The sequence below is a fragment of the Ruegeria sp. BHSC029 genome, from assembly GCF_059613085.1.
The window spans coordinates 13,845-33,017 of sequence record NZ_JBXWRU010000001.1; the positions used below are offsets into that span (position 1 = coordinate 13,845).

A 19,173-nucleotide genomic window follows, 5' to 3' on the forward strand; every position below is an offset into this window, starting at 1 on the left:
TGAGTGCTCTTAACTGAGGGCACTCGTTCCAGTCGATAGACCAACTGAAAGGCTCAGTGAGCCTTCGTTGATCAACCAGCGCCGAAGTACAAAGCTACGTGCCCCACTTTTGTGCATGGGATCGTCTTCGGCCAGCTTCCGGGCGGACTCAAGGCTGTCGGCCCTATAGATGATGAGGCCAATGCCCTGCATATGCTCGCCGGTTTCATCCGACATGGGACCTGCAAAAGCCAGCTGCCCCGAATGTTCAAGCTTCGCCTGATACGCCAGGTGATCCGGAAGTGAAACCTTTACGTCTTCGGGCGCTTTGGCTGGCGAGCTCAGTGCGACGTAAAGCTCCAAAGCAAGCGCACCGCGGCTTTTTGCTTCTAATTTGTAGTCTGCCCAAGCAACCATTCGCGGTCTCCAAAAATATCGATATTATTTGACATATGGCAAAATAGTCGGCAAAAATCAAGCAAGCTAACATGGAAGGTGACAATGAAATACCTGGTGGGAGAGACTTCGGAAGGCACAGCGGTTTTTGCCGTGAACGGTGAAAACGCAGTGGATCTAACGGCTTTGGACCCTGCCGTCGGTTCCGATTTGATGGGTTTGATTGGCCAGCCAGGTTTGGCCGACTCGCTGGCTGAAAAAATCACCTCGGCGGAAGCTGTACCGTTATCCTCAGTCACACCGGCGTTGCCCGTGGCGTCACCCGGCACAATCATTTGCATGGGTTTGAACTATACGGATCACATCAAAGAGGGCGGCTACGACATCCCCGAATATCCAACGCTGTTCATGCGCGGTAAGAATTCGATCATGGCGGCGGGCCAGCCTATGGTGCGGCCTGCGTGTTCGGAAAAACTCGACTACGAAGCCGAGCTTATGCTGATCGTTGGAAAACGCGGCCGCCATATCTCGGAGCAGGACGCGCTGGATTATGTCTTTGGCTACACTGTATTCAACGATGGTTCGCTGCGGGACTATCAGCGCAAAACCGTTCAGTGGACGCCCGGCAAAAACTTTGATGATACGGGCGCTATCGGTCCTTTCACCGTGACGCCAGATGAGTTGCCCGAAGGAGCATCAGGTCTGAAGATCGAAAGCCGTGTGGGCGATGAAATCCTGCAAAGCTCGAACACGGCCAATATGATCTGGGGTGTCCGGCAGGTAATTGCGACGATCTCGGAATATACCACTTTGGAGCCGGGGGATCTGATTGCTCTGGGCACGCCACCTGGAGTTGGACACGCCAAAAAGCCCAATCCCCGTTGGTTGAAGCCCGGCGAAACCGTCGAGGTCGAGATTGAAGGCATTGGAGTTTGCGCCAGCCCAGTGATTGACGAAAAAGACGCCAAGTCAAAGGTCGCCGCAGCATGACCGCACCAACCGGGGCAGAGCTGGAAGCACTTCGCGCCAAGGCGCAGCAAGATCATCGTGATCTGCGCCAGCGCATTCCGCGATTGTCCGAAGATGCAATTGCCTTGATCCTTCGCGAGTCCAGGTCTCACTATGCCTGGACCGACCAGCCGGTTTCTGACGATCTGCTCGAAGAGATTTACGACATCACGATCAACGGCGCGACCAGCATGAATACGCTGCCCGCCCGCTTCGTTTTCGTGAAAAGTGCCGAAGGAAAAGAGCGGCTTGCCAAGTCGTTGAAGCCGAAGAACGTGCCAAAAATGATGGATGCGCCGGTCACGGCGATCATTGCCTATGACATGGACTTCTGGAGGGAATTGCCTTTTCTTTTCCCGCACGAAGACCGACGGCCATTGTTTGAGAACAATCCCGAATATGTGGCCGATACAGCTTTTCGCAACGGAACGCTTCAGGGCGCTTATTTCATGATCGCCGCCCGAGCTGTCGGGTTGGATGTCGGCGCGATGTCCGGCTTTTCGAACAAGATCGTCGACGAGGAGTTCTTTGCAGGAACAACGCTCAAGTCGAACTTTTTGTGCAATCTGGGCTACGCAGATGAAACGGGACTGTTTCACAAGCTGCCTCGCTTCCCATTCGAAAAGGTTTGCTCTTATGCATGAGGAGGTGACCCAGTGGCCATGAAAGTGAAACCTGTCGTCACGTACCGCACGACAGCTCAATGCCCGACGCACGCGCGGACCGAGATTCCCATTCGTAATTTAGATGTTGTCGTAGACGAACCGGTCGAACGGGGCGGAACAAATCTTGGCCCGTCTCCGACCGAAACCGCAATGGCAGCGCTGATCGCCTGCACCAACGTCATCGGGCACAAGAATGCGCACCGTTTGGGAGTTGATCTTGGCACAGTGACGATAGACGCGAAATGCAGGTTGGATCGCCGTGGTGTCCTAATGGAAGAAGAGATCGATGTTCCGTTTCCGGAAGTTGAACTCACCGTGAATTGTGAAACGCCCGCCAGTCAGGAGGAGCTGACACGCGTGGGTGAGGAAACGGCCAAATACTGTGCCATCGCAAAGCTGTTCGAAGCGGCAGGCACTGACCTGACCGTCAACTGGGTCAAAACAAGCAGCTAAAAGTCAACAGACCCGACTTTCTGGGAGGAGAGAAATGAAAAACTGGACCAAACGCAGCCTTGTTGCGGCTGCTGTGGCAAGCGTCATGGCGATGCCTGCTAAGGCGGAAGAGACCATTTCGGCCGTTGTGATTGATGGGTACCCAGATCGGGCCCTTTGGGTGAAGGAATTCACCAATTTCTTCATTCCAGAAGTGGACAAGCGGCTGGCTGAGTCCGGTAACTACAAGATGAGCTGGCAAGAGAACTATGGCGGTTCGATCGTCAAGCCGAAGGGTGTTTTGGAAGGTGTCCAGCTCGGCCTTGGAGATATCGGGATCGTCACAACGATCTTCCATTCTTCAAAGCTTCCTAGTCAGGGTATCTCGGGGTCGACGCCCTTCGTTGCATCCGACGCCCGTGCTGTGGCCAAAGCCGTGGATGAAATCGCGCGTGAGTTCCCGGCGATGCAAAATGAGTTTGCCGCGCAGAACCAAGTTTATCTGGCGACGGGCGTTGTGCTCGACACATATCAGATTTTCTGCTCAGAGCCGGTCGAGAAAGTTGCAGATCTTGAAGGACGCAAGATCGCGGGTGCCGGCCTGAACTTGCGCTATCTCGAGGGTATCAAGGACGCGGCGGGCGTACGCGGAGGCCTCACTGATTTCTACAACATGGTTCAAACCGGCCTTGTCGATTGCGTAATGATTTGGCCGGAAGCTTCCAAGACGTTCAAAATCGTCGAAGTGGCCCCTTACATGTTGAAGGCAGACCTTGGTGCGGTAAATACAAAAACAGTCACCGTCAATGCCGACTACTGGGCGAGTCTGCCCGATGAGGTAAAAGAAGTACTACAGGCCGTGGCTATCGACTACCGTGACCACGTGGCAGGTATTGCAATGGATCGAGCCGCTGCGTCGCGAGATGCATTTCTAGAAGCTGGCGGATCGATCATTGAAATCTCGGACGAAGACCGCGCTGCGTGGGCAAATGCGATGCCCAATGTTGCGCAGGAATGGGCTGCAACGCTGAATGAGAACGGCGAGCAGGGCACAGATATGCTGGCCGCTTATCTCGGCAAGCTTCAGGATGCTGGTTTCACTGGTGTGCGGGACTGGACGGCCGAATAATCGTTCGGCGACCCGAGAAAGGGGCCAGACATGCTGAAGACCGCAGTTACCGTCCTGTCGCGGGTCGCCAATTCGCTTGCTATCGCCGCCAACGCATTGGGTACGCTTGTCGTCCTGGCGTTGGTGGTCATTCTGAATGTTGACGTCATTGCGCGGGGCCTTTTTTCGGCCCCACTGCGCGGAACCTACGAGATGGTGCAATTCTCGGTCGTGATGATCGTGTTCCTGCAGCTGGCCGACGTTGTCAGAGTGGATCGATTGACGCGCTCGGACGGGTTTTTGAACCTGCTACACCATCGTCGCCCCGGTCTGACAGCCAACCTGAGGCGCATCATCAACGCCATTTCGGCAATCTTCATGGCCTTGATCGCCTATGTAACCTTTCCAGAATTTCTTCACATGTGGGAAACACAGGACTACTTCGGAGTGCCCGGTCTTTTCACATTGCCTTGGTGGCCGGTCAAACTGGTCATCGCGTGCGGTACTGCGCTTGCCTGCGTGATCTTCCTGCTCAAGGTCGTCACGGCGCAGGACCGCCCGCAACTTGTCCGCACCCCAGAGCATGACGAGGCTGCAGAATGACCCCGATCGAGATTGGCCTGATCTCGGTCATCGCCATCGTTTTTCTGATTTACGCGGGCGTTTACATTCCTATCGCTCTGGGCGTGGTCTCGTTCGTGTCGATCTGGCTGATGCGGGACAACTTCACGCTTGCGCTCAACCTGTTGAAAGTGGCGGTTGGCGATAGCGCGATGGAGTATAGTTTCGCGACAATCCCTTTGTTTACCTTTATGGGGCTAATCGTTTCAAAAGCGGGACTAGGCAGGGATATTTACGAGGTCATGACCATGCGATTTCGCAAGGTCAAAGGCGGTATCGGAATGGCGACCGTCGGAGCAAATGCCGTGTTTGCGGCCGTTACCGGGTCGTCCATTGCGTCCGCATCAGTGTTCACCAAAGTCTCGGTCCCGCAGATGATGGCGCAGGCATATAATCCACGTTTTGCGGTTGGGGTTGTAGCTGGGTCTTCGGTCTTGGGGATGATCATCCCGCCGTCGGCAATGCTGATCATCTATTCCTTCGTGGCCGAACAATCCGTTGGTGACATGTTCCTGGCGGGGGTCATTCCAGGGATTATGCTGGCAATCGCTTATGTCGGCGCGATTTGGGTCATGGGGCGCTTCACCCCAGCTTTCGTCGGTGGTCGTGTTGTTGAAGACACCGAGTGGATGTCAGGACGCGAGATCGCCTCCAAGACACTGCCGACACTGTTCATCATTACCATCGTGCTTGGTGGTATCTACACGGGTTGGTTGACGGCAGTAGAAGCAGGAGCCGCCGGAGCTTTTGTCGCGCTAATCATCGCGGTTGCCCGCAAGTCTATGTCTCCGCGCGCATTCTGGGACGCGTTGCTGGAAACCGGGCACATCACGGCGGCGATCCTGTTCCTGATTACGGCGGCTTCAATATACAGTCGAATGCTGGGACTGGCGGGGTTGCCCAATCAACTTCAGGACTTGCTTGCAGGGAATTCCGCGTCCTTTTGGTCGATCATGCTGCTTTATGTTCTTCTGATGCTGTTCCTGGGAACGCTGCTCGACACGGCGTCGATCATTCTTATCGTTGTTCCGTTGTTCCTACCTATGGCCGAGGCGCTGGATATGTCGCTGATCTGGTTCGGCATTATCACCGTGGTCGGAGCCGAAATCGGGCTTTTGACACCGCCTTTAGGCATATCCTGCTTTGTCATAAAATCCACGATCAACGACGACCGCATATCACTCAAAGACGTGTTCATGGGCGCACTTCCCTTTGCGTTCGTGATGCTGATCGTTCTGTTCATTCTGATCGAGTTCCCGATCCTCAGCCTTGCCCTGATTTAAGGAGGCCAAGATGCGCTCTGTCACCAAAGACAATATCACTGACGTCTTCATGGGGTACCTGTCCAAAGACTCAGATCCACGAATGCGCGAGATCATGGGCTCACTGGTCAAACACCTGCACGATTTCGCACGGGAAACCAACCTGACGCATGACGAGTGGCGCGCTGGGATTGCGTTTCTGGAAGGCTGCGCCGCGGTGGAAACCGAGGATAGGCATGAATTCGTGCTAGCCTCGGACGTGTTGGGTCTGTCGTCATTGGTTGACATGCTGCATTCCAGCCCTGACGCGACCAGTTCGTCTGTGTTGGGGCCGTTTCACGTCTCAGGCGCACCCCCGCTGCCGATCGGTGGCGATATGAAACGTCACTACGGCGGGCCGGTCCTTCTTGCTGAAGGCGTGGTCCGGGATACAAAGGGCAATCCGATTGCGGGTGCCGAGCTCGACATCTGGCAAACCGCACCAAACGGGCTCTACGCCAGTCAGGATGAGGAACAGGATATCTACTCTTTTCATGGCTTGATGACGGTCGGCTCAGATGGCCGTTACGCTTTCACCACGGTCAAACCAGTGGAATACACGGTGCCATCTGATGGGCCAGTCGGAGACATTCTGCGAGCCTGTGGTCGCCATCCCTGGCGACCGTCGCACCTGCATTACATCGTCAAAGCTCCCGGTTATCGCACTTTGGTGACCGAGATATTTCCCGACGACGATCCCTATCTGGATGAAGACACGGTGTTTGGCGTGCGCGACGATCTGGTGATGACATATGTTGAACGCCCGGCTTCTGAATTTCCTGATGGCATGGAGCTTTCTGGTAAGATCCATGAACCTTTCTTGCATGTGAATTTCGACGTGACGCTTGCCAAGGACTGATTGATAGATAGGAGGCTTGAGGTGCTGAAACGTATCTTCATTTTGGGCGCTGCGCTGTTTTGCAGTGCCGCCATCGCACAAGAGCGCCCCATCTTCGACACGCATATTCATTACAGCCACGACGCCGTCGAACTGGTGCCACCAGAACAGGTGGCTAAAATCCTTCGGGATGCGGGCGTGCGGAAAGCGCTAGTTTCCAGCTCGGACGACAATGGCACTCAGCTGTTGTTGGACGCGGCACCGGACATCGTCGTTCCAGCGTTGCGCCCGTACCGTCGTCGCGGTGAAATCAACACCTGGATGCACGATGAAACTGTAATTGATTATCTGGAAGAAAACCTGGCCAAAAACGACTACGAAGCTATCGGCGAGTTTCACGCTTACGGCGAAGATATCAAAACGCCGGTCATCCAGCGTATGATTGCACTGGCCAAAGAGCGGAACCTCATTCTACACCACCACGGTGATCGAGAGGCAGTTGACCTGATCTTCGAGACTTGGCCAGAGGCGCGGGTTTTGTGGGCGCATTCTGGCTTTGACGACCCGGCCAGCGTGTCTGACGCTTTGGACACTTATCCAAGGCTTTGGGCGGACTTGGCTTTTCGGTCGGATATGGTTTCACGCGGCCGTTTAGACCCGGATTGGAAGGCCGCGTTCGAGGTGCATCCCGATCGGTTCATGGTTGGCACTGACACATTTGCGCCGGAACGTTGGTACTACGTTGGCCCGCACGCAGATTTTTCGCGTGAATGGCTGGATCTGCTGCCGGAACGGATCGCAGACAACATCGCCTATGCCAACGCTGAACGTTTGCTGGCATCAGAATGATCCGCTGGGTTATATGGCTTTTTGCTTCATCGGGCGCAGCAATTGCTTGTGACGCTGTGGGGCAACGCATGGGGTCGGAAGCCCCAGATGCGCCTGCGGTTTATTTGGCTGTCAGCGAAATTCCGTTGGCCCAACCGTTTTCCGTTCTGATTTCAGTCTGCAGTGAAGCAACAGCACATGAGGTGCGTGTTGATGCAATCATGCCCGCTCATCAGCACGGTTTGAATTACGTTCCCGAAGTTTCGGCATTGGGCGATGGAATGTTCCGGGTCGATGATTTGCTGTTTCACATGCCGGGACTCTGGGAGCTGCAGGCTGACGTTCATATCGGAGGGCGATCGCTGTCCTACACGTCAGAGATCACGCCCAAATGAAGTTCTGGGCTTTAACCGCGCTAATGGCGCTTCCGGTTGCTGTACACTCAGAAATTCTATTGTCCGAAGAGGAAATACAGCAAACGCTTTCCTTCGGGCCGTGGCCGCCAACATACAAGCCAGACCCCAGCAATCGCGTTTCAGGTGACTCAAGGGCTATTTTGCTCGGCGCGGCTTTGTTCAACGATCCGGTGCTGTCGGTAGACGGCGCTTTTTCTTGTGCGAGTTGTCACGACCCCGAACAGGCATTTACAACATCCGAGGCGCGGGCGCTCGGCCGTGTCAGGTTGGATCGGAACACCCCATCCCTGAGAAACCTTGCGAGTCTGCGCTGGTACGGTTGGGGTGGCAAGAGCGATAGTCTCTGGGCAGCAAGTCTGCATCCGATCATCGAAGAACAAGAGATGGCTCACAGCAGCGAAAGTCTAAAGGCGGCAATTTCCGAGAGTTCTTATGTTGCTGATTTTGAGTCCATTTTCGGCAATATCCGAAGTCAAGACCCGGAGTTGGTCCTGGTCAACACGGCCAAGTCTCTATCAGCCTATTTGGAGACGCTTAGAACCGAGCGGACACAATTTGACAGTTTCCGCGATGCGCTTGAACGCGGAGATCTGTTGGCGGCTGCGAACTATCCCGAAGCTGCTCAGAGAGGTCTAAAGCTCTTTCTGGGGCGCGGGAAATGTGCCCTTTGCCACAATGGCCCGGCATTTTCCAACAATGAATTTCACGACGCCGGTGTGCCTTACTTCCTAAGTGAAACCGAAGTCGATGAAGGACGGTTCGGCGGGTTGAACTTCCTATTTTCAAGCGTCTACACACTGGACGGGGAATGGAACGACGATCCCGCCAAGCAAGGTGCGTGGGCGGTTCGCAGTGTGCATAGGCGTCATTCTGATTTTGGGACCTTTCGTACGCCAAGTTTGCGGGGTGTGGCTGAAACTCCGCCCTATATGCACGACGGCAGTTTGATCGACTTGGACGCGGTGGTCCGGCACTACAGCGAGCTTGATACCGAAAGGCTGCATGCCGACGGTGAGGCCATACTCTCAGAACTGAGCTTGTCCGAGCAGGAGATCGCTGATCTCATTATGTTTTTGGAGACTGTGTCCGGCGTTGCATGGCCTTGAGATACTCCAATTCAGCCAAAGTGCCGCCTGAGTTATGCGGCACGTCGCATTTTGCTGACCCCCTTTCCACGTCAGAGAGTGTGGCCAACAAAACAAGGTCGTTGCAGTCGTCCGAATGATCTATGCCGAACCCCTTGTTGCCTACTTTGGTCGGGCCGTTCCCGAGTAAAATATCGTCTTGCTCCAGCGCCTGCCCACAAAAACTTTCGTCATTGGTCGCTTCGCATGCTAAAAGGCTGCACTAAGGCAATTGGGTTGGGCGCTTTTAACAAACGGCAAACGGGCAGGTGGCTCAATGACCGCCTCGAGAACTCCCACCTGCCGTTTCTACGACTCGACCTCGCGTTACAGCGTTTCAAACACATGCGAAATCTACAGAAATTCGCCGTCTTCAAATCCTCTGTATTTGACCACTTCAACTAGGAAAGATCGCTAACCAGCCCAAGCACCTTTAGGCTGATCCGCCTCGCAGGTCTTTGCGAGTGGAGTCAACTTTGTTCCGGATAGGTTCGTGGTTCCCGCGGTAAACTGAGACTGGTTCGACTTCGTCTGACAGAACCGCCACCCATTCCCGCCTTTCGCCACTGTTTTCTTGCCACGGGTTTCTGTGGGTAGTACCGTGGGCTGTGCCGCTCTGCCTCGATCAGAGAAAGCGCGATATGCAGACTGAGGCCGTTTTTCCGAAGCGTGCAAAGTTTACTTAAATCCGCCGCGGTCCATTCATCTCTCTGCTTCCATGATGTTGACTGAAAGATGGGATTGCCCACCTCTACAATAGCCAGACAGGAAACCTTTCGCGATCTCTACTCAGACAACACTGCGCCATTCAGGTCAAAGTGCTTTGGGAACATTGCACGCAGAAATCGGAAGACAATTCTCATTGCTTCGTCGCGGTCAAATGAATCCGGGTGGAGTAGGTAATCAGTCCACATGCCTTCGAGCATTGCGAGTGTGCCGTGCGTGGCGTCCCTGGCAACTTGATTAGGGTGTTCCGTCCCAGTTTCTTTTGCAATTCGAGCGAAAGCGTTGAAAACCAAGTTCCGAAGCTTGGCGTCGCGGGTATCTGAAAACGCAGCGATTGCTGCTCTGTTTCGGGCCTCGCCTCGAAATGCGTACCAAATGGAGACGTTTTTCTTGTTGAGAATGGTGTCACTCAAGTCGCCCCGAACAATCATCTCAATATGTTCCTGTCCGGTTTGCCCGGTCGCTTCCAACAAGTCATAAATGCCGTTGTAGTATTGTTCGGATGAATAGCGGGCGGCTTCGTCGACCAAGTTGTCCTTACCACCAAAATGAAGATGAATCATGCCGCGGGACAGATTGGCGCGTTGGATGATTTCGCTGACTGAGGTCTCGGAAATCCCTTTCTCTGCCACCGAGTCGAGTACGGCCTCGATCAGAGAAAGGCGATTTCGTTCGCGTATTTCTTGTCGTCTTCCGGTCATATGATTAGGCGGCTCTATTTGTTTTCAGTCTCTTGCGGTGGCGTCTAGTGGCCGATGCGAAATTGGCCAGCCTCTATGTCGAAATAATCAGTTGACACAACTAGTGCAAAAATCCCAGATTTAAATGGACGATTGTCCATTTTGTGATCGACTGTTGTCACAGCATCGAAAACGACATTCAGCAGGGAAGCATGGCAGGAGCACTACGAAGTGAGACGGGCAAGGGCCTGGCACTTAGCGCGCCTGCGACGCTCTACGTGGGGCTGCTTGTAGCCGTGCCGCTTTGTATTCTTGTCGCCTACAGTTTTTGGACCCAGACATATGTCCAGATTGACCGGACATTGACTTGGGCGAATTACCAAGAGGCGTTTACTGACCCCTTGGTTCGACACCTAATGATCCGTTCGGTTGCAATTGCGGGCGCGGCGACATTGGTAACGGTTTGTCTGGCCTACCCGATTGCCTACTTCATTGCGTTTCGTACGCAAAAGAAGACCCTCTGGCTGCTGCTGATCACTATTCCTTTTTGGAGCAGCTACCTTCTGCGCGTGTTCAGTTGGAAACTCATTCTTGGTTTCAACGGGGTGTTGAACTCGGCGCTGATTTCATTGGGTTTGATACAAGAACCACTGACATTCCTGCTCTACAATGAGTTTGCTGTGGTCCTTACGCTCGCCCACGCCTGGGCACCTTTTGCCATCCTGCCGATCTATGTATCGCTGCAAAAGATTGACCGCAGCCTTTTGGAGGCCGCAACAGACCTTGGCTGCAGTAAGTTTGAGCGCTTTGTACGTGTGACGCTGCCCCTGACGGTGCCGGGGATCATTGCGGCCTGCCTGATCATTTTCATCCCAACCGTCGGCGATTACGTCACTCCGGCCTTGGTCGGTGGATCGCAGGGAAAAATGGTCGCGAACTTGATCCAGGTGCAGTTTGGCGCCGCCAATAATTGGCCGTTGGGTGCAACCCTGTCTCTTCTCGCCATGCTTTCGGTCGGCTGCGTTGCGATCCTGTTCGTGGTGATCGTCACCGCATTGGGTCGGAGGATCAGATGACCAGGGTATTTCGCATCTCATGGTTGCTGGTTTACGCGATTGCCTACCTGGTGTTTCTCTATCTGCCGGTTTTGCTGTTGCCGCTGTTTTCGTTCAATGACGGAACCATCGTTGCGTTCCCGCTCAAAGGTTTCACGTTGAAATGGTACGCGCAGTTGGGTCAGCAAGACACGCTGTTGCAAGCCATGGTGAATTCGCTGATCGTCGGCAGCGTGACCGCCGTGATGGCAACTTCTCTGGGTCTCTTTGCAGCTCGCGCCTATGTCCGTTATCGCTTCACTGGGCGTGAGTTGTCCGAGGGACTGGTCATGCTTCCACTGGTCATTCCCGGCATCATCGTTGCCAGTTCAATGCTGGTTCTGTTTATCAGCATCGGGCTGAAACCATCGCTGACCACCGTGATCCTTGGGCATGTGTTTGTGGCGCTGCCCTTTTCCGTGTCGATCATGAAGTCTGCGTTCGACGACTTCGACCAGTCCCTGGAGGAGGCCGCGTTCGATCTTGGTGAAAGCGTTGTTGGGACGTTTCGACGTGTTACCCTGCCAATCGTCGCGCCGGGAATCATTGCTAGCCTGTTGGTCACCTTTACAGTGTCGTTTGACGAGTTCGTCCTGGCCTTTTTCCTATCCGGAAACAGCCCAACACTGCCGGTGTATATCTGGAGCCAAATCCGCTTCCCGGCAAAGCTGCCCAACACGTTGGCACTGGGGTCACTGCTATTACTGTCATCGGTCCTGCTGCTGTTGATTGCCGAATATTTCCGCCGCCGTTCCATCCAGTCCTCAGATTGAAGCCAAAGGAATCAAGTAAGATGAGCGAACAGAACATCATCGAAATTAGGGGCGTAGAAAAACGCTTTGGTTCCTTTGTGGCTGTGTCTGATCTGAACCTGACCTTGAAAGAAGGTGAGTTCTTTTCGTTGCTTGGCCCTTCAGGCTGCGGCAAGACAACGGCTTTGCGTATCATCGCGGGTTTTCAGGATCACGAAGAAGGCGAGATCCGGATCGATGGTCGAACGATGGGAGAGGTGCCTGCCAACAAGCGCCCTACAAATATGGTGTTCCAAAGCTATGCGATCTTTCCGCATTTGAACGTCGGCGACAATGTTGGCTTCGGATTACGCAAAACAAAGCTGTCTCGGAGGGAAATCAAAGAGCGTGTTGCCGAGGCGCTTGAGATGGTCGAGCTTGGCGGCCTGCAGGACCGAAAAGCCAACGAATTGTCGGGAGGTCAGCGGCAACGTGTGGCACTCGCCCGGGCACTCGTTATGCGGCCCAAGGTATTGCTCTTGGATGAACCGTTGTCTGCGTTGGACAAAAATCTGCGCGAAGCGATGCAGTTGGAGATGCGACGCCTTCAACAGAAGCTTGGAATTACTTTCGTCATGGTCACGCATGACCAGTACGAGGCGATGACCATGTCCGACCGCATCGGCGTCATGTTCGCCGGGCAGCTCAAGCAGGTGGATAAGCCAGAGGTCCTGTATTCCCAACCCTGCAACCGGGAAGTGGCTTCTTTCATCGGTGGAATGAACTTTCTGGATGCCGAAGTGACTTCGGAGAATTCTGAAACGCTCGAAGTCAACGTCAAGGGCTTTGGAAAGATGGAAATCGGGGTGAACCCCAATGTCCAGGTGCATGACAAGGAACTTCTTGTCGGGGTTCGACCTGAGCAACTGGAAATCAGCTCGGAAAAGCCGGATGGCTACGATGCTCTTGTTCAGGGCGAGGTCTCGGACGTCGCCTTTTATGGCGAGAGTGTCCACTACTATGTGCGCGTCGATGGTCTGAAAGACAGCATTGCCGTCGCAGTACCAAACTACTTTCACACGGTCGATCACACGCGCGGCGATACCGTCTGGCTTGGCGTTCAAAGCGCCTCGGTGATTGACTTGGGTAAGCGTGAATCTTTGGGAGGAGAACAATGATTAAAACAGCATCACTTACGGCAGCCGTAGTTGCCACCTTTACCGCGAGCCAAGCTCTGGCGAACGCCGCTGACCTGACCGTTTTTGACTGGTCCGGATATGAGGATCAGGGTTTCTACGGCGATTATGTCGAAAAGTACGGTGGGGCGCCCAGCTACACCTATTTTGGCAGCGTGGAAGAAGCGTTCACCAAGCTTCAGTCCGGGTTTGAAGCCGATTTGGCTCACCCTTGCACAGATGCTCTGAGGAAATGGGTGGCGGCAGATTTGATCAAGCCAATCGACACCAGCAAGCTGGAGAATTGGGACAAGTTGATGCCCAAGATCAAAGAGGTCGATGGCATCACGATCGATGGGCAGACCTACATGGTGCCGTTTGAGTGGGGCAACACTGGCCTGATCTATCGCACCGATATGATTTCGGCGGATGATGTTTCGCTGCAATTGCTTGCAGATCCCGCCTATCAGGGCAAAGTCGCCATTCCGGACGCCGCTTCCAGTGCCTTTGCAATGGCAGCCTTGGCAACCGGCGCCTCCAGCTATACCGATATGAGTGACGAGGAATTCCAAAAAGCGGCGGACTATCTGCGCGCGGTTCATCCGAACGTGCGGTTTTATTGGTCCGATGCCGGCCAACTGGATCAGGCAATTGCCAGCGGTGAGGTCACGCTGGGTTGGGGATGGAACCAATCGGAACTGAACCTGATCTGGAACGAAACCCCAGCCGTCATGATGCGTGATGTGGACAAAGGCATCGCGACCTGGGTCTGCGGTTATGTACATCTGAAATCTGCGAAGCAGTCGGATGAGCAGGTCTATGACATGCTGAACGCGCTCAGCTCCGCGGCAAGTGGGAAGTACATCATTGAAAGCTGGGGCTACGCCCACGCCAATGAAGACGCTTTTGCACAGGCAGACCCGGAGTTGATCGAGACTTACGGGTTCTCGGATGTGGACAGCTTCTTTGAAGGCAGCTTGTTCTTCGACGCCGTTAACCCCGAGTTGGAGGCCAAGATGTTGAAGGAATTCGAGCGCATTAAAGCGGGCTTCTGAGGGCGCTCTTACAACACAGCCGGGAATGGTGGGGATGTAGAAACCCTTCCATTCCCACGAAACTATTTCCGATTTTCTTGGAGGAAGCGCGGCAATGTCAGGCGCTGACGGATATTCTGTACTCTTTGAACCGGTTCAAATTGGGCCAGTGACGGCTCGAAACCGGTTCTACCAAGTGCCCCACTGCAACGGCATGGGGCACTTGCGACCGCAGGCCGAGGCTGCCATGCGGGCAATGAAGGCCGAGGGTGGTTGGGCCGTCGTCTCAAACCAGGAGACGGAAATTCACCCGACTTCTGACCTGTCCCCGTTTGCCGAAAACCGACTTTGGGATGAGCGGGATATCCCGGCGCTGCGCCTGATGACCGAGGCGGTGCATGGAAAGGGGTCTTTGGCGGCTATTGAATTGGCGCATAACGGTCACCACGCGCAAAATCATCTGAGCCGGGCCCCTTTGCTGGCGCCTTCAGAACTTGCCTTGCAAACTGCTTATCCCAAGCAAGCCAGGGCGATGGATAAGGCGGACATTCGCGAATTTCGCAAGTGGCATCGCGCAGCGGCTCGCCGTTCGCGCGAATCCGGGTTCGACATCGTGTATGTATATGCCGGGCATCACATGACCTTGCCTCATCATTTCCTGCTGCCACAGTTCAATGATCGAACGGATGAGTATGGAGGTTCACTGGAGAACCGGGTGCGGCTAACCCGCGAGCTTCTTGAAGAAACCAAGGAAGAGGTTGGAGACGATTGCGCCATTGCCCTGCGATTTGCGGTTGACGAAATGCTCGGGGCAGACGGCATGCAAGCGCAGGAAGAAGGCCGTGCTGTAGTCGAGTTGCTGGCCGAGCTTCCAGACCTTTGGGATGTTAACGTGGCAGATTGGAGCAACGACTCTGCAACGACCCGGTTCGAGCCCCGCGACGGCTTTCAAACCTCATATATCGAATTCGTGAAACAGGTGACTTCCAAACCTGTTGTTGGCGTCGGGCGTCTTACGTCGCCGGATTTGATGGCGTCACTGGTCGGGAAAGGCATTCTTGATTTTATCGGCGCGGCGAGGCCATCCATCGCTGATCCGTTTCTGCCCAACAAAATCAAGGAAGGTCGCATCGAAGAAATCCGTGAGTGCATCGGTTGCAATATCTGTGTTTCATCCGACTCTCTCGGTGTCCCCATACGCTGCACACAAAACCCGACCATGGGCGAAGAGTGGCGGCGGAAATGGCATCCAGAGTTCATTGAGCGTCGGGGGAAAGAGAAAACTGCGCTCGTTGTGGGCAGCGGACCAGCCGGACTTGAATGCGCCATGCAATTGGCGCGGCGGGGATACGAGGTAACTCTGGCGGAAGCCAAACAAGAGCTTGGCGGCCGTGTCTTGCAGGAGTCTGGTCTGACCGGGCTGTCCGCTTGGAAACGCGTCACAGATCACAGGATTTATGACCTTAGGCAAAGAGGGAACGTTCAACTGTTCACCGACAGCCTGTTGTCAGCAACCGAGGTTGTCGAGCTGGCTATTCCGAACGTCTTTGTCGCAACTGGCGCAAAATGGCGACGAGACGGGCGCGGGAAATCTGGATTTCACGGCGTATCAATAAGCGCCGGCGCTCAGGTATTTACGCCGGATGACATCATGTCAGGGACACTGCCGGGGAGCGGTCCGGTTTTGGTCTACGATGATGAACAGGCATATCTCGGTGGTGTATTGGCGGATCATCTGGCTCGGGCTGGACATGAGGTCGTCTTTGTAACCCCGGCTTCAATGGTTTCGCCGTTTACTGAACTAACGCTGGAACAAACTCGAGTACAACGCAGTCTTCTGGAGGGCGGCGTTCAACTGGTCCTGTCTCATACATTGGACAACGTGGCGCCGGGGCAGGCGACCGTGCGATGTGCGTACACGGGGCGAGAACAGACCAAAGACTGTGGTTCAGTTGTGTTGGTGACGCAGCGCGCGCGCGAAACCAACCTCTACGATGAGCTGCGCAGCTTGGCCAGCAACCCGCTGACTACGTTGGAATTGATCGGGGATGCAGCAAACCCCGGCTTGATCGCGGACGCAGTATATTCGGGCCACATGGCTGCTCGGAATTTCGAGCGCGAGGCGGGCGAAATTGACCGCGAATTTTTCCGTCGGGAACTCGTTTCCCTTGAATTTGTTTGAGGTGCGCCATGCCAAAAGATGATTTGCAAGTTATGCGCGACTTGATGGGCTCGCAACGTGAAGGGTTCGCCTTGCCTCGTCACTTCTACACGTCTCAAGCCGTATACGAGAACGATATCAGTGCGTTCTGGAACCGAAACTGGATCTGGGTCGGCCATGTTAGCCAGGTCCCTGAACCGGGTGATTATTTCCTGTTCGACTATGGGTCCGAGTCCATCATCATCGTTCGGGATCGTGAAGGCGAAGTGCGCGGGCATCTGAACGTATGCCGCCATCGTGGATCGCGGGTTTGCATCGAACGGAAAGGCAAAGCCCGCAACTTCATATGTCCGTATCACGCGTGGACTTTCGACTTGAACGGCAAACTGCGGAACGGTCGATCAATGGGATCGGGTTTTGATCCGGGCCAGTATGGGTTGTTCCCGGTTCAGGTGAAGATATACCAAGGTCTGATATTCGCCTGTGCAGCCGCGAATGCACCACCTCTGGATGCCGCGTTGGAGCGACTCGCCCCACTTTCAAAGCCGTTTGACTTTGAAAATCTGAAGGTCGCTCATGAAGCCTCGTATCCGGTTCCCGCGAACTGGAAACTGGCCTTGGAAAACTATCTGGAATGCTATCACTGCGCCCCGTCTCATCAGGACTATTCGCGCAGTCACTCGTTGAAAGATCCTGCTCAAGTTCTTGAGTTCAGCGGCGCTCTTCGCGAGCGGATGGACGAAGTCGGAGTTCCCTTGGAGGAGTTGGACCTGACCGGAGAAAACGCGCTCGCGCCGGGTGCAGATGTCTATTGGCGGCGCTACCCGCTGTTTCCTGGGTATTTGACGGGCAGCAAGGATGGTACGCCTTTGGCTCCCGCTCTGGGAGAGCTAAAGGGTCACGACGGCGGTGCCACCGATCTGGGGATCGGGACTTTGAACTACTTCCTTGTTTATGCAGATCACATGGTTGGCTACCGGTTCGTTCCGCGCGCTCTGCAGGAAACGGATATTCAGATCGTCTGGTATGTGCGCGGCGATGCTCGAGAGGGTCGTGACTACGATAAGGATGCGTTGACATGGCTCTGGCATGTCACGTCGCTCGATGATGAGCGGATCATCCGTCACAATCAGGAAGGCGTGAACTCCCACCATTTCGTTCCGGGACCGCTGTCCGAGATGGAGTGGAGCATTCCTGGCTTCTATCGCAACTACTTCAGCATGATCTGACTCGCTCAGATTTCGGAGAAACACCATGACAGAGTTAACGAAGCGCAGATCAAGACGGCGCGGAGGCGGGCGTGAGGCGCGCGCGGCCGTGCGAACCAGCAACGTCGCTTCGCAGGCAATCTGGCCGGGCATTACCGGAGGAAGATACAAGCCCCTGTCAGACGCTGACATGGCGCGTATTCATGAAGCCGCCCTGAATATTCTGGAGCGTACGGGCGTCGGTGATCCAACACAGGAAGTTCTTGATCTCGTGCTGCCCAAAGGGGCGACGGTGAACGAGCACGGCAGGCTATGCTTTCCTCGGGCCTTGATGGAAGACCTGTTGGCCAAGGCCGCCAGCGAATTCTATGTCCATGCACGCGGATCTCGGGCCGGAAAGGACGATATGCACTGCACCAAGGACAAGGTGTATTACGCAAATTCCGGTACGGCGGTGACAACGTTTGACGCGGAAACGCGCAGTTACCGACCATCGACGCTCAAGGATATCTACGATTTCACCCGTCTTGTAGACCGGCTCGACAACATTCACATGACCGGTGATACGGTTCTGGCAACGGATGTCCCGCAGGACTACGAGCATGACATGAGCATGCTATACGCCATTCTGGCGGGAAGCGAGAAACCGTCCTGCCTGACATTCCGCACGCGCGAACACATAAAAGACGCCATTCATATGTTCGATTTGGCATCGGGCGGGGAGGGAAAGTTCCTTGAAAAGCCTTCGGTGATTTTTGGAGGCTGTCCCATCGTCTCACCGCTTCGGTTCGGGCGGGAAAACCTGGAAATCCTGATTGATACTGCAAAAATGGGCCTTGTCTGCGACCTTGCCGTTCCGCCACAAGCCGGAGCCACGTCACCAGCGCCATTGGCCGGCACGCTGGCGCAGGCGGTGGCCGAGACCCTTTCCTGCGTGGCCGTTGCCAACCTGATCAACCCAGGAACACCTGTCGTCTTTGCGGCTTGGCCGTTCATTACTGATCTGCGCACTGGATCGTTTACTGGCGGAAGTGGCGAGCAGGCTTTGATTTCAGCCGCGGCTATTCAGATGGGCAACTTCTACCAGCTACCAACCAGCGTCGGATGTGGAATGACGGATTCCAAGATCCCCGATGCGCAATATGGTCTGGAAAAGGCGCTGACGTTCGCTTTGGCGGCGCATGCCGGTGCTAACCGGCTCTGCGAGTATGGTGGAATGCTCGGCAGCTTGATGGGCTGCAGCTTTGAATCGATGGTCATCGACAACGAGGCGGCGGGTATGATCTCTCGAACACTGCGCGGGATCGAGGTGAGTGACGATACGCTTTCGGTCGACGTCATCCATGAATGCGCAATAGATCCCGGTCATTTCCTTGGTAATGCGCAGACCTTGCAATACATGGAGACCGAGTATGTCTACCCAATCTTGATGGATCGGGAGCTTACCGACACTTGGGAGAAGGCAGGCCGTCAGGATATGTTCGAGCGGAGCAGGTCGGTTGTGAACGATATCCTATCCAATCACTACCCGAACTACTTTGGCAGCAAGGCTGATGAAGAGGTTCGATCCAAGTTTCCGATCAAGTTGCCGCCTGAAGAAATGCGGGCTGGGTGAGCGTAGCAGGTCGCGGTAGGGGCTCGCCACTTG

At 54.8% G+C, this 19,173-nt stretch carries 19 protein-coding genes and 1 pseudogene; 18 read left to right on the top strand and 2 right to left on the bottom strand.

Annotated features, from left to right (window positions below):
* Nucleotides 1-9: 9 nt before the first annotated feature.
* Nucleotides 10-396, bottom strand: coding sequence for a YciI family protein (locus tag AC2FML_RS00065; RefSeq protein ID WP_496781456.1), 387 nt, complete (start codon nucleotides 394-396; stop codon nucleotides 10-12).
* A gap of 84 nt (nucleotides 397-480) precedes the next feature.
* Between AC2FML_RS00065 and AC2FML_RS00070 the strand changes: the two genes are divergently transcribed.
* The 11 genes and pseudogenes from AC2FML_RS00070 to AC2FML_RS00120 all read left to right on the top strand — a co-directional run.
* Complete coding sequence (locus AC2FML_RS00070; protein WP_496781457.1) at nucleotides 481-1,365, top strand: fumarylacetoacetate hydrolase family protein; 885 nt, start codon at nucleotides 481-483, stop codon at nucleotides 1,363-1,365.
* Nucleotides 1,362-2,027 carry a malonic semialdehyde reductase gene (locus AC2FML_RS00075; protein ID WP_170363805.1) on the top strand — a complete coding sequence of 222 codons (666 nt, stop codon included), beginning with the start codon at nucleotides 1,362-1,364 and terminating at the stop codon, nucleotides 2,025-2,027. Before AC2FML_RS00070 ends, AC2FML_RS00075 begins: the two co-directional genes overlap by 4 nt.
* A gap of 18 nt (nucleotides 2,028-2,045) precedes the next feature.
* Nucleotides 2,046-2,501: an OsmC family protein gene (locus AC2FML_RS00080; RefSeq protein WP_496782005.1), complete on the top strand. Its 456-nt coding sequence runs from the start codon at nucleotides 2,046-2,048 to the stop codon at nucleotides 2,499-2,501.
* 34 nt (nucleotides 2,502-2,535) lie between these two features.
* A complete protein-coding gene (locus tag AC2FML_RS00085; protein WP_170404055.1) occupies nucleotides 2,536-3,609 on the top strand; it encodes a C4-dicarboxylate TRAP transporter substrate-binding protein in 1,074 nt (357 codons plus the stop codon).
* A 30-nt stretch (nucleotides 3,610-3,639) separates the two neighbouring features.
* Nucleotides 3,640-4,191 (top strand): TRAP transporter small permease subunit, encoded by a 552-nt coding sequence (locus tag AC2FML_RS00090; protein WP_170339329.1) that lies wholly within the window; start codon nucleotides 3,640-3,642, stop codon nucleotides 4,189-4,191.
* The gene (locus AC2FML_RS00095) at nucleotides 4,188-5,492 is read left to right on the top strand and encodes a TRAP transporter large permease (RefSeq protein ID WP_170339327.1); all 1,305 of its coding nucleotides are present in this window, start codon (nucleotides 4,188-4,190) and stop codon (nucleotides 5,490-5,492) included. Before AC2FML_RS00090 ends, AC2FML_RS00095 begins: the two co-directional genes overlap by 4 nt.
* Before the next feature lie 10 nt (nucleotides 5,493-5,502).
* Nucleotides 5,503-6,369, top strand: a complete 867-nt coding sequence (locus tag AC2FML_RS00100; RefSeq protein WP_170366815.1) for a dioxygenase family protein — start codon at nucleotides 5,503-5,505, stop codon at nucleotides 6,367-6,369.
* 21 nt (nucleotides 6,370-6,390) lie between these two features.
* Nucleotides 6,391-7,197 (top strand): amidohydrolase family protein, encoded by an 807-nt coding sequence (locus AC2FML_RS00105; protein ID WP_170339937.1) that lies wholly within the window; start codon nucleotides 6,391-6,393, stop codon nucleotides 7,195-7,197.
* Complete coding sequence (locus tag AC2FML_RS00110) at nucleotides 7,194-7,571, top strand: hypothetical protein (protein WP_496781458.1); 378 nt, start codon at nucleotides 7,194-7,196, stop codon at nucleotides 7,569-7,571. Before AC2FML_RS00105 ends, AC2FML_RS00110 begins: the two co-directional genes overlap by 4 nt.
* Nucleotides 7,568-8,698 (top strand): cytochrome-c peroxidase, encoded by a 1,131-nt coding sequence (locus AC2FML_RS00115; RefSeq protein ID WP_496735912.1) that lies wholly within the window; start codon nucleotides 7,568-7,570, stop codon nucleotides 8,696-8,698. Before AC2FML_RS00110 ends, AC2FML_RS00115 begins: the two co-directional genes overlap by 4 nt.
* A 255-nt stretch (nucleotides 8,699-8,953) precedes the next feature.
* Nucleotides 8,954-9,205 (top strand): annotated as a pseudogene (locus AC2FML_RS00120) (IS6 family transposase); the annotation flags it as partial.
* 296 nt (nucleotides 9,206-9,501) lie between these two features.
* Here the strand turns inward: AC2FML_RS00120 and AC2FML_RS00125 are convergent.
* Nucleotides 9,502-10,143, bottom strand: a complete 642-nt coding sequence (locus tag AC2FML_RS00125) for a TetR family transcriptional regulator C-terminal domain-containing protein (protein ID WP_222458282.1) — start codon at nucleotides 10,141-10,143, stop codon at nucleotides 9,502-9,504.
* A 191-nt stretch (nucleotides 10,144-10,334) separates the two neighbouring features.
* Here AC2FML_RS00125 and AC2FML_RS00130 point away from each other — a divergent pair, with 191 nt between their 5' ends.
* From AC2FML_RS00130 to AC2FML_RS00160, 7 genes are all read left to right on the top strand, one after another.
* Complete coding sequence (locus AC2FML_RS00130; RefSeq protein ID WP_496781459.1) at nucleotides 10,335-11,198, top strand: ABC transporter permease; 864 nt, start codon at nucleotides 10,335-10,337, stop codon at nucleotides 11,196-11,198.
* Nucleotides 11,195-11,989 carry an ABC transporter permease gene (locus AC2FML_RS00135; RefSeq protein ID WP_170339925.1) on the top strand — a complete coding sequence of 265 codons (795 nt, stop codon included), beginning with the start codon at nucleotides 11,195-11,197 and terminating at the stop codon, nucleotides 11,987-11,989. Before AC2FML_RS00130 ends, AC2FML_RS00135 begins: the two co-directional genes overlap by 4 nt.
* A gap of 20 nt (nucleotides 11,990-12,009) precedes the next feature.
* On the top strand, nucleotides 12,010-13,125 hold the full coding sequence (locus AC2FML_RS00140; protein ID WP_170357404.1) for an ABC transporter ATP-binding protein: 1,116 nt from the start codon (nucleotides 12,010-12,012) through the stop codon (nucleotides 13,123-13,125).
* On the top strand, nucleotides 13,122-14,177 hold the full coding sequence (locus tag AC2FML_RS00145; protein WP_170419474.1) for an ABC transporter substrate-binding protein: 1,056 nt from the start codon (nucleotides 13,122-13,124) through the stop codon (nucleotides 14,175-14,177). Before AC2FML_RS00140 ends, AC2FML_RS00145 begins: the two co-directional genes overlap by 4 nt.
* Nucleotides 14,178-14,271: 94 nt before the next feature.
* Entirely contained in the window at nucleotides 14,272-16,338 is a 2,067-nt protein-coding gene (locus AC2FML_RS00150; protein WP_496781460.1) for an oxidoreductase, read from the top strand.
* Between the two features lie 8 nt (nucleotides 16,339-16,346).
* A complete protein-coding gene (locus tag AC2FML_RS00155) occupies nucleotides 16,347-17,546 on the top strand; it encodes an aromatic ring-hydroxylating oxygenase subunit alpha (protein WP_496781461.1) in 1,200 nt (399 codons plus the stop codon).
* Between the two features lie 25 nt (nucleotides 17,547-17,571).
* Complete coding sequence (locus tag AC2FML_RS00160) at nucleotides 17,572-19,140, top strand: trimethylamine methyltransferase family protein (protein WP_496781462.1); 1,569 nt, start codon at nucleotides 17,572-17,574, stop codon at nucleotides 19,138-19,140.
* The last annotated feature ends 33 nt before the right edge of the window (nucleotides 19,141-19,173 follow it).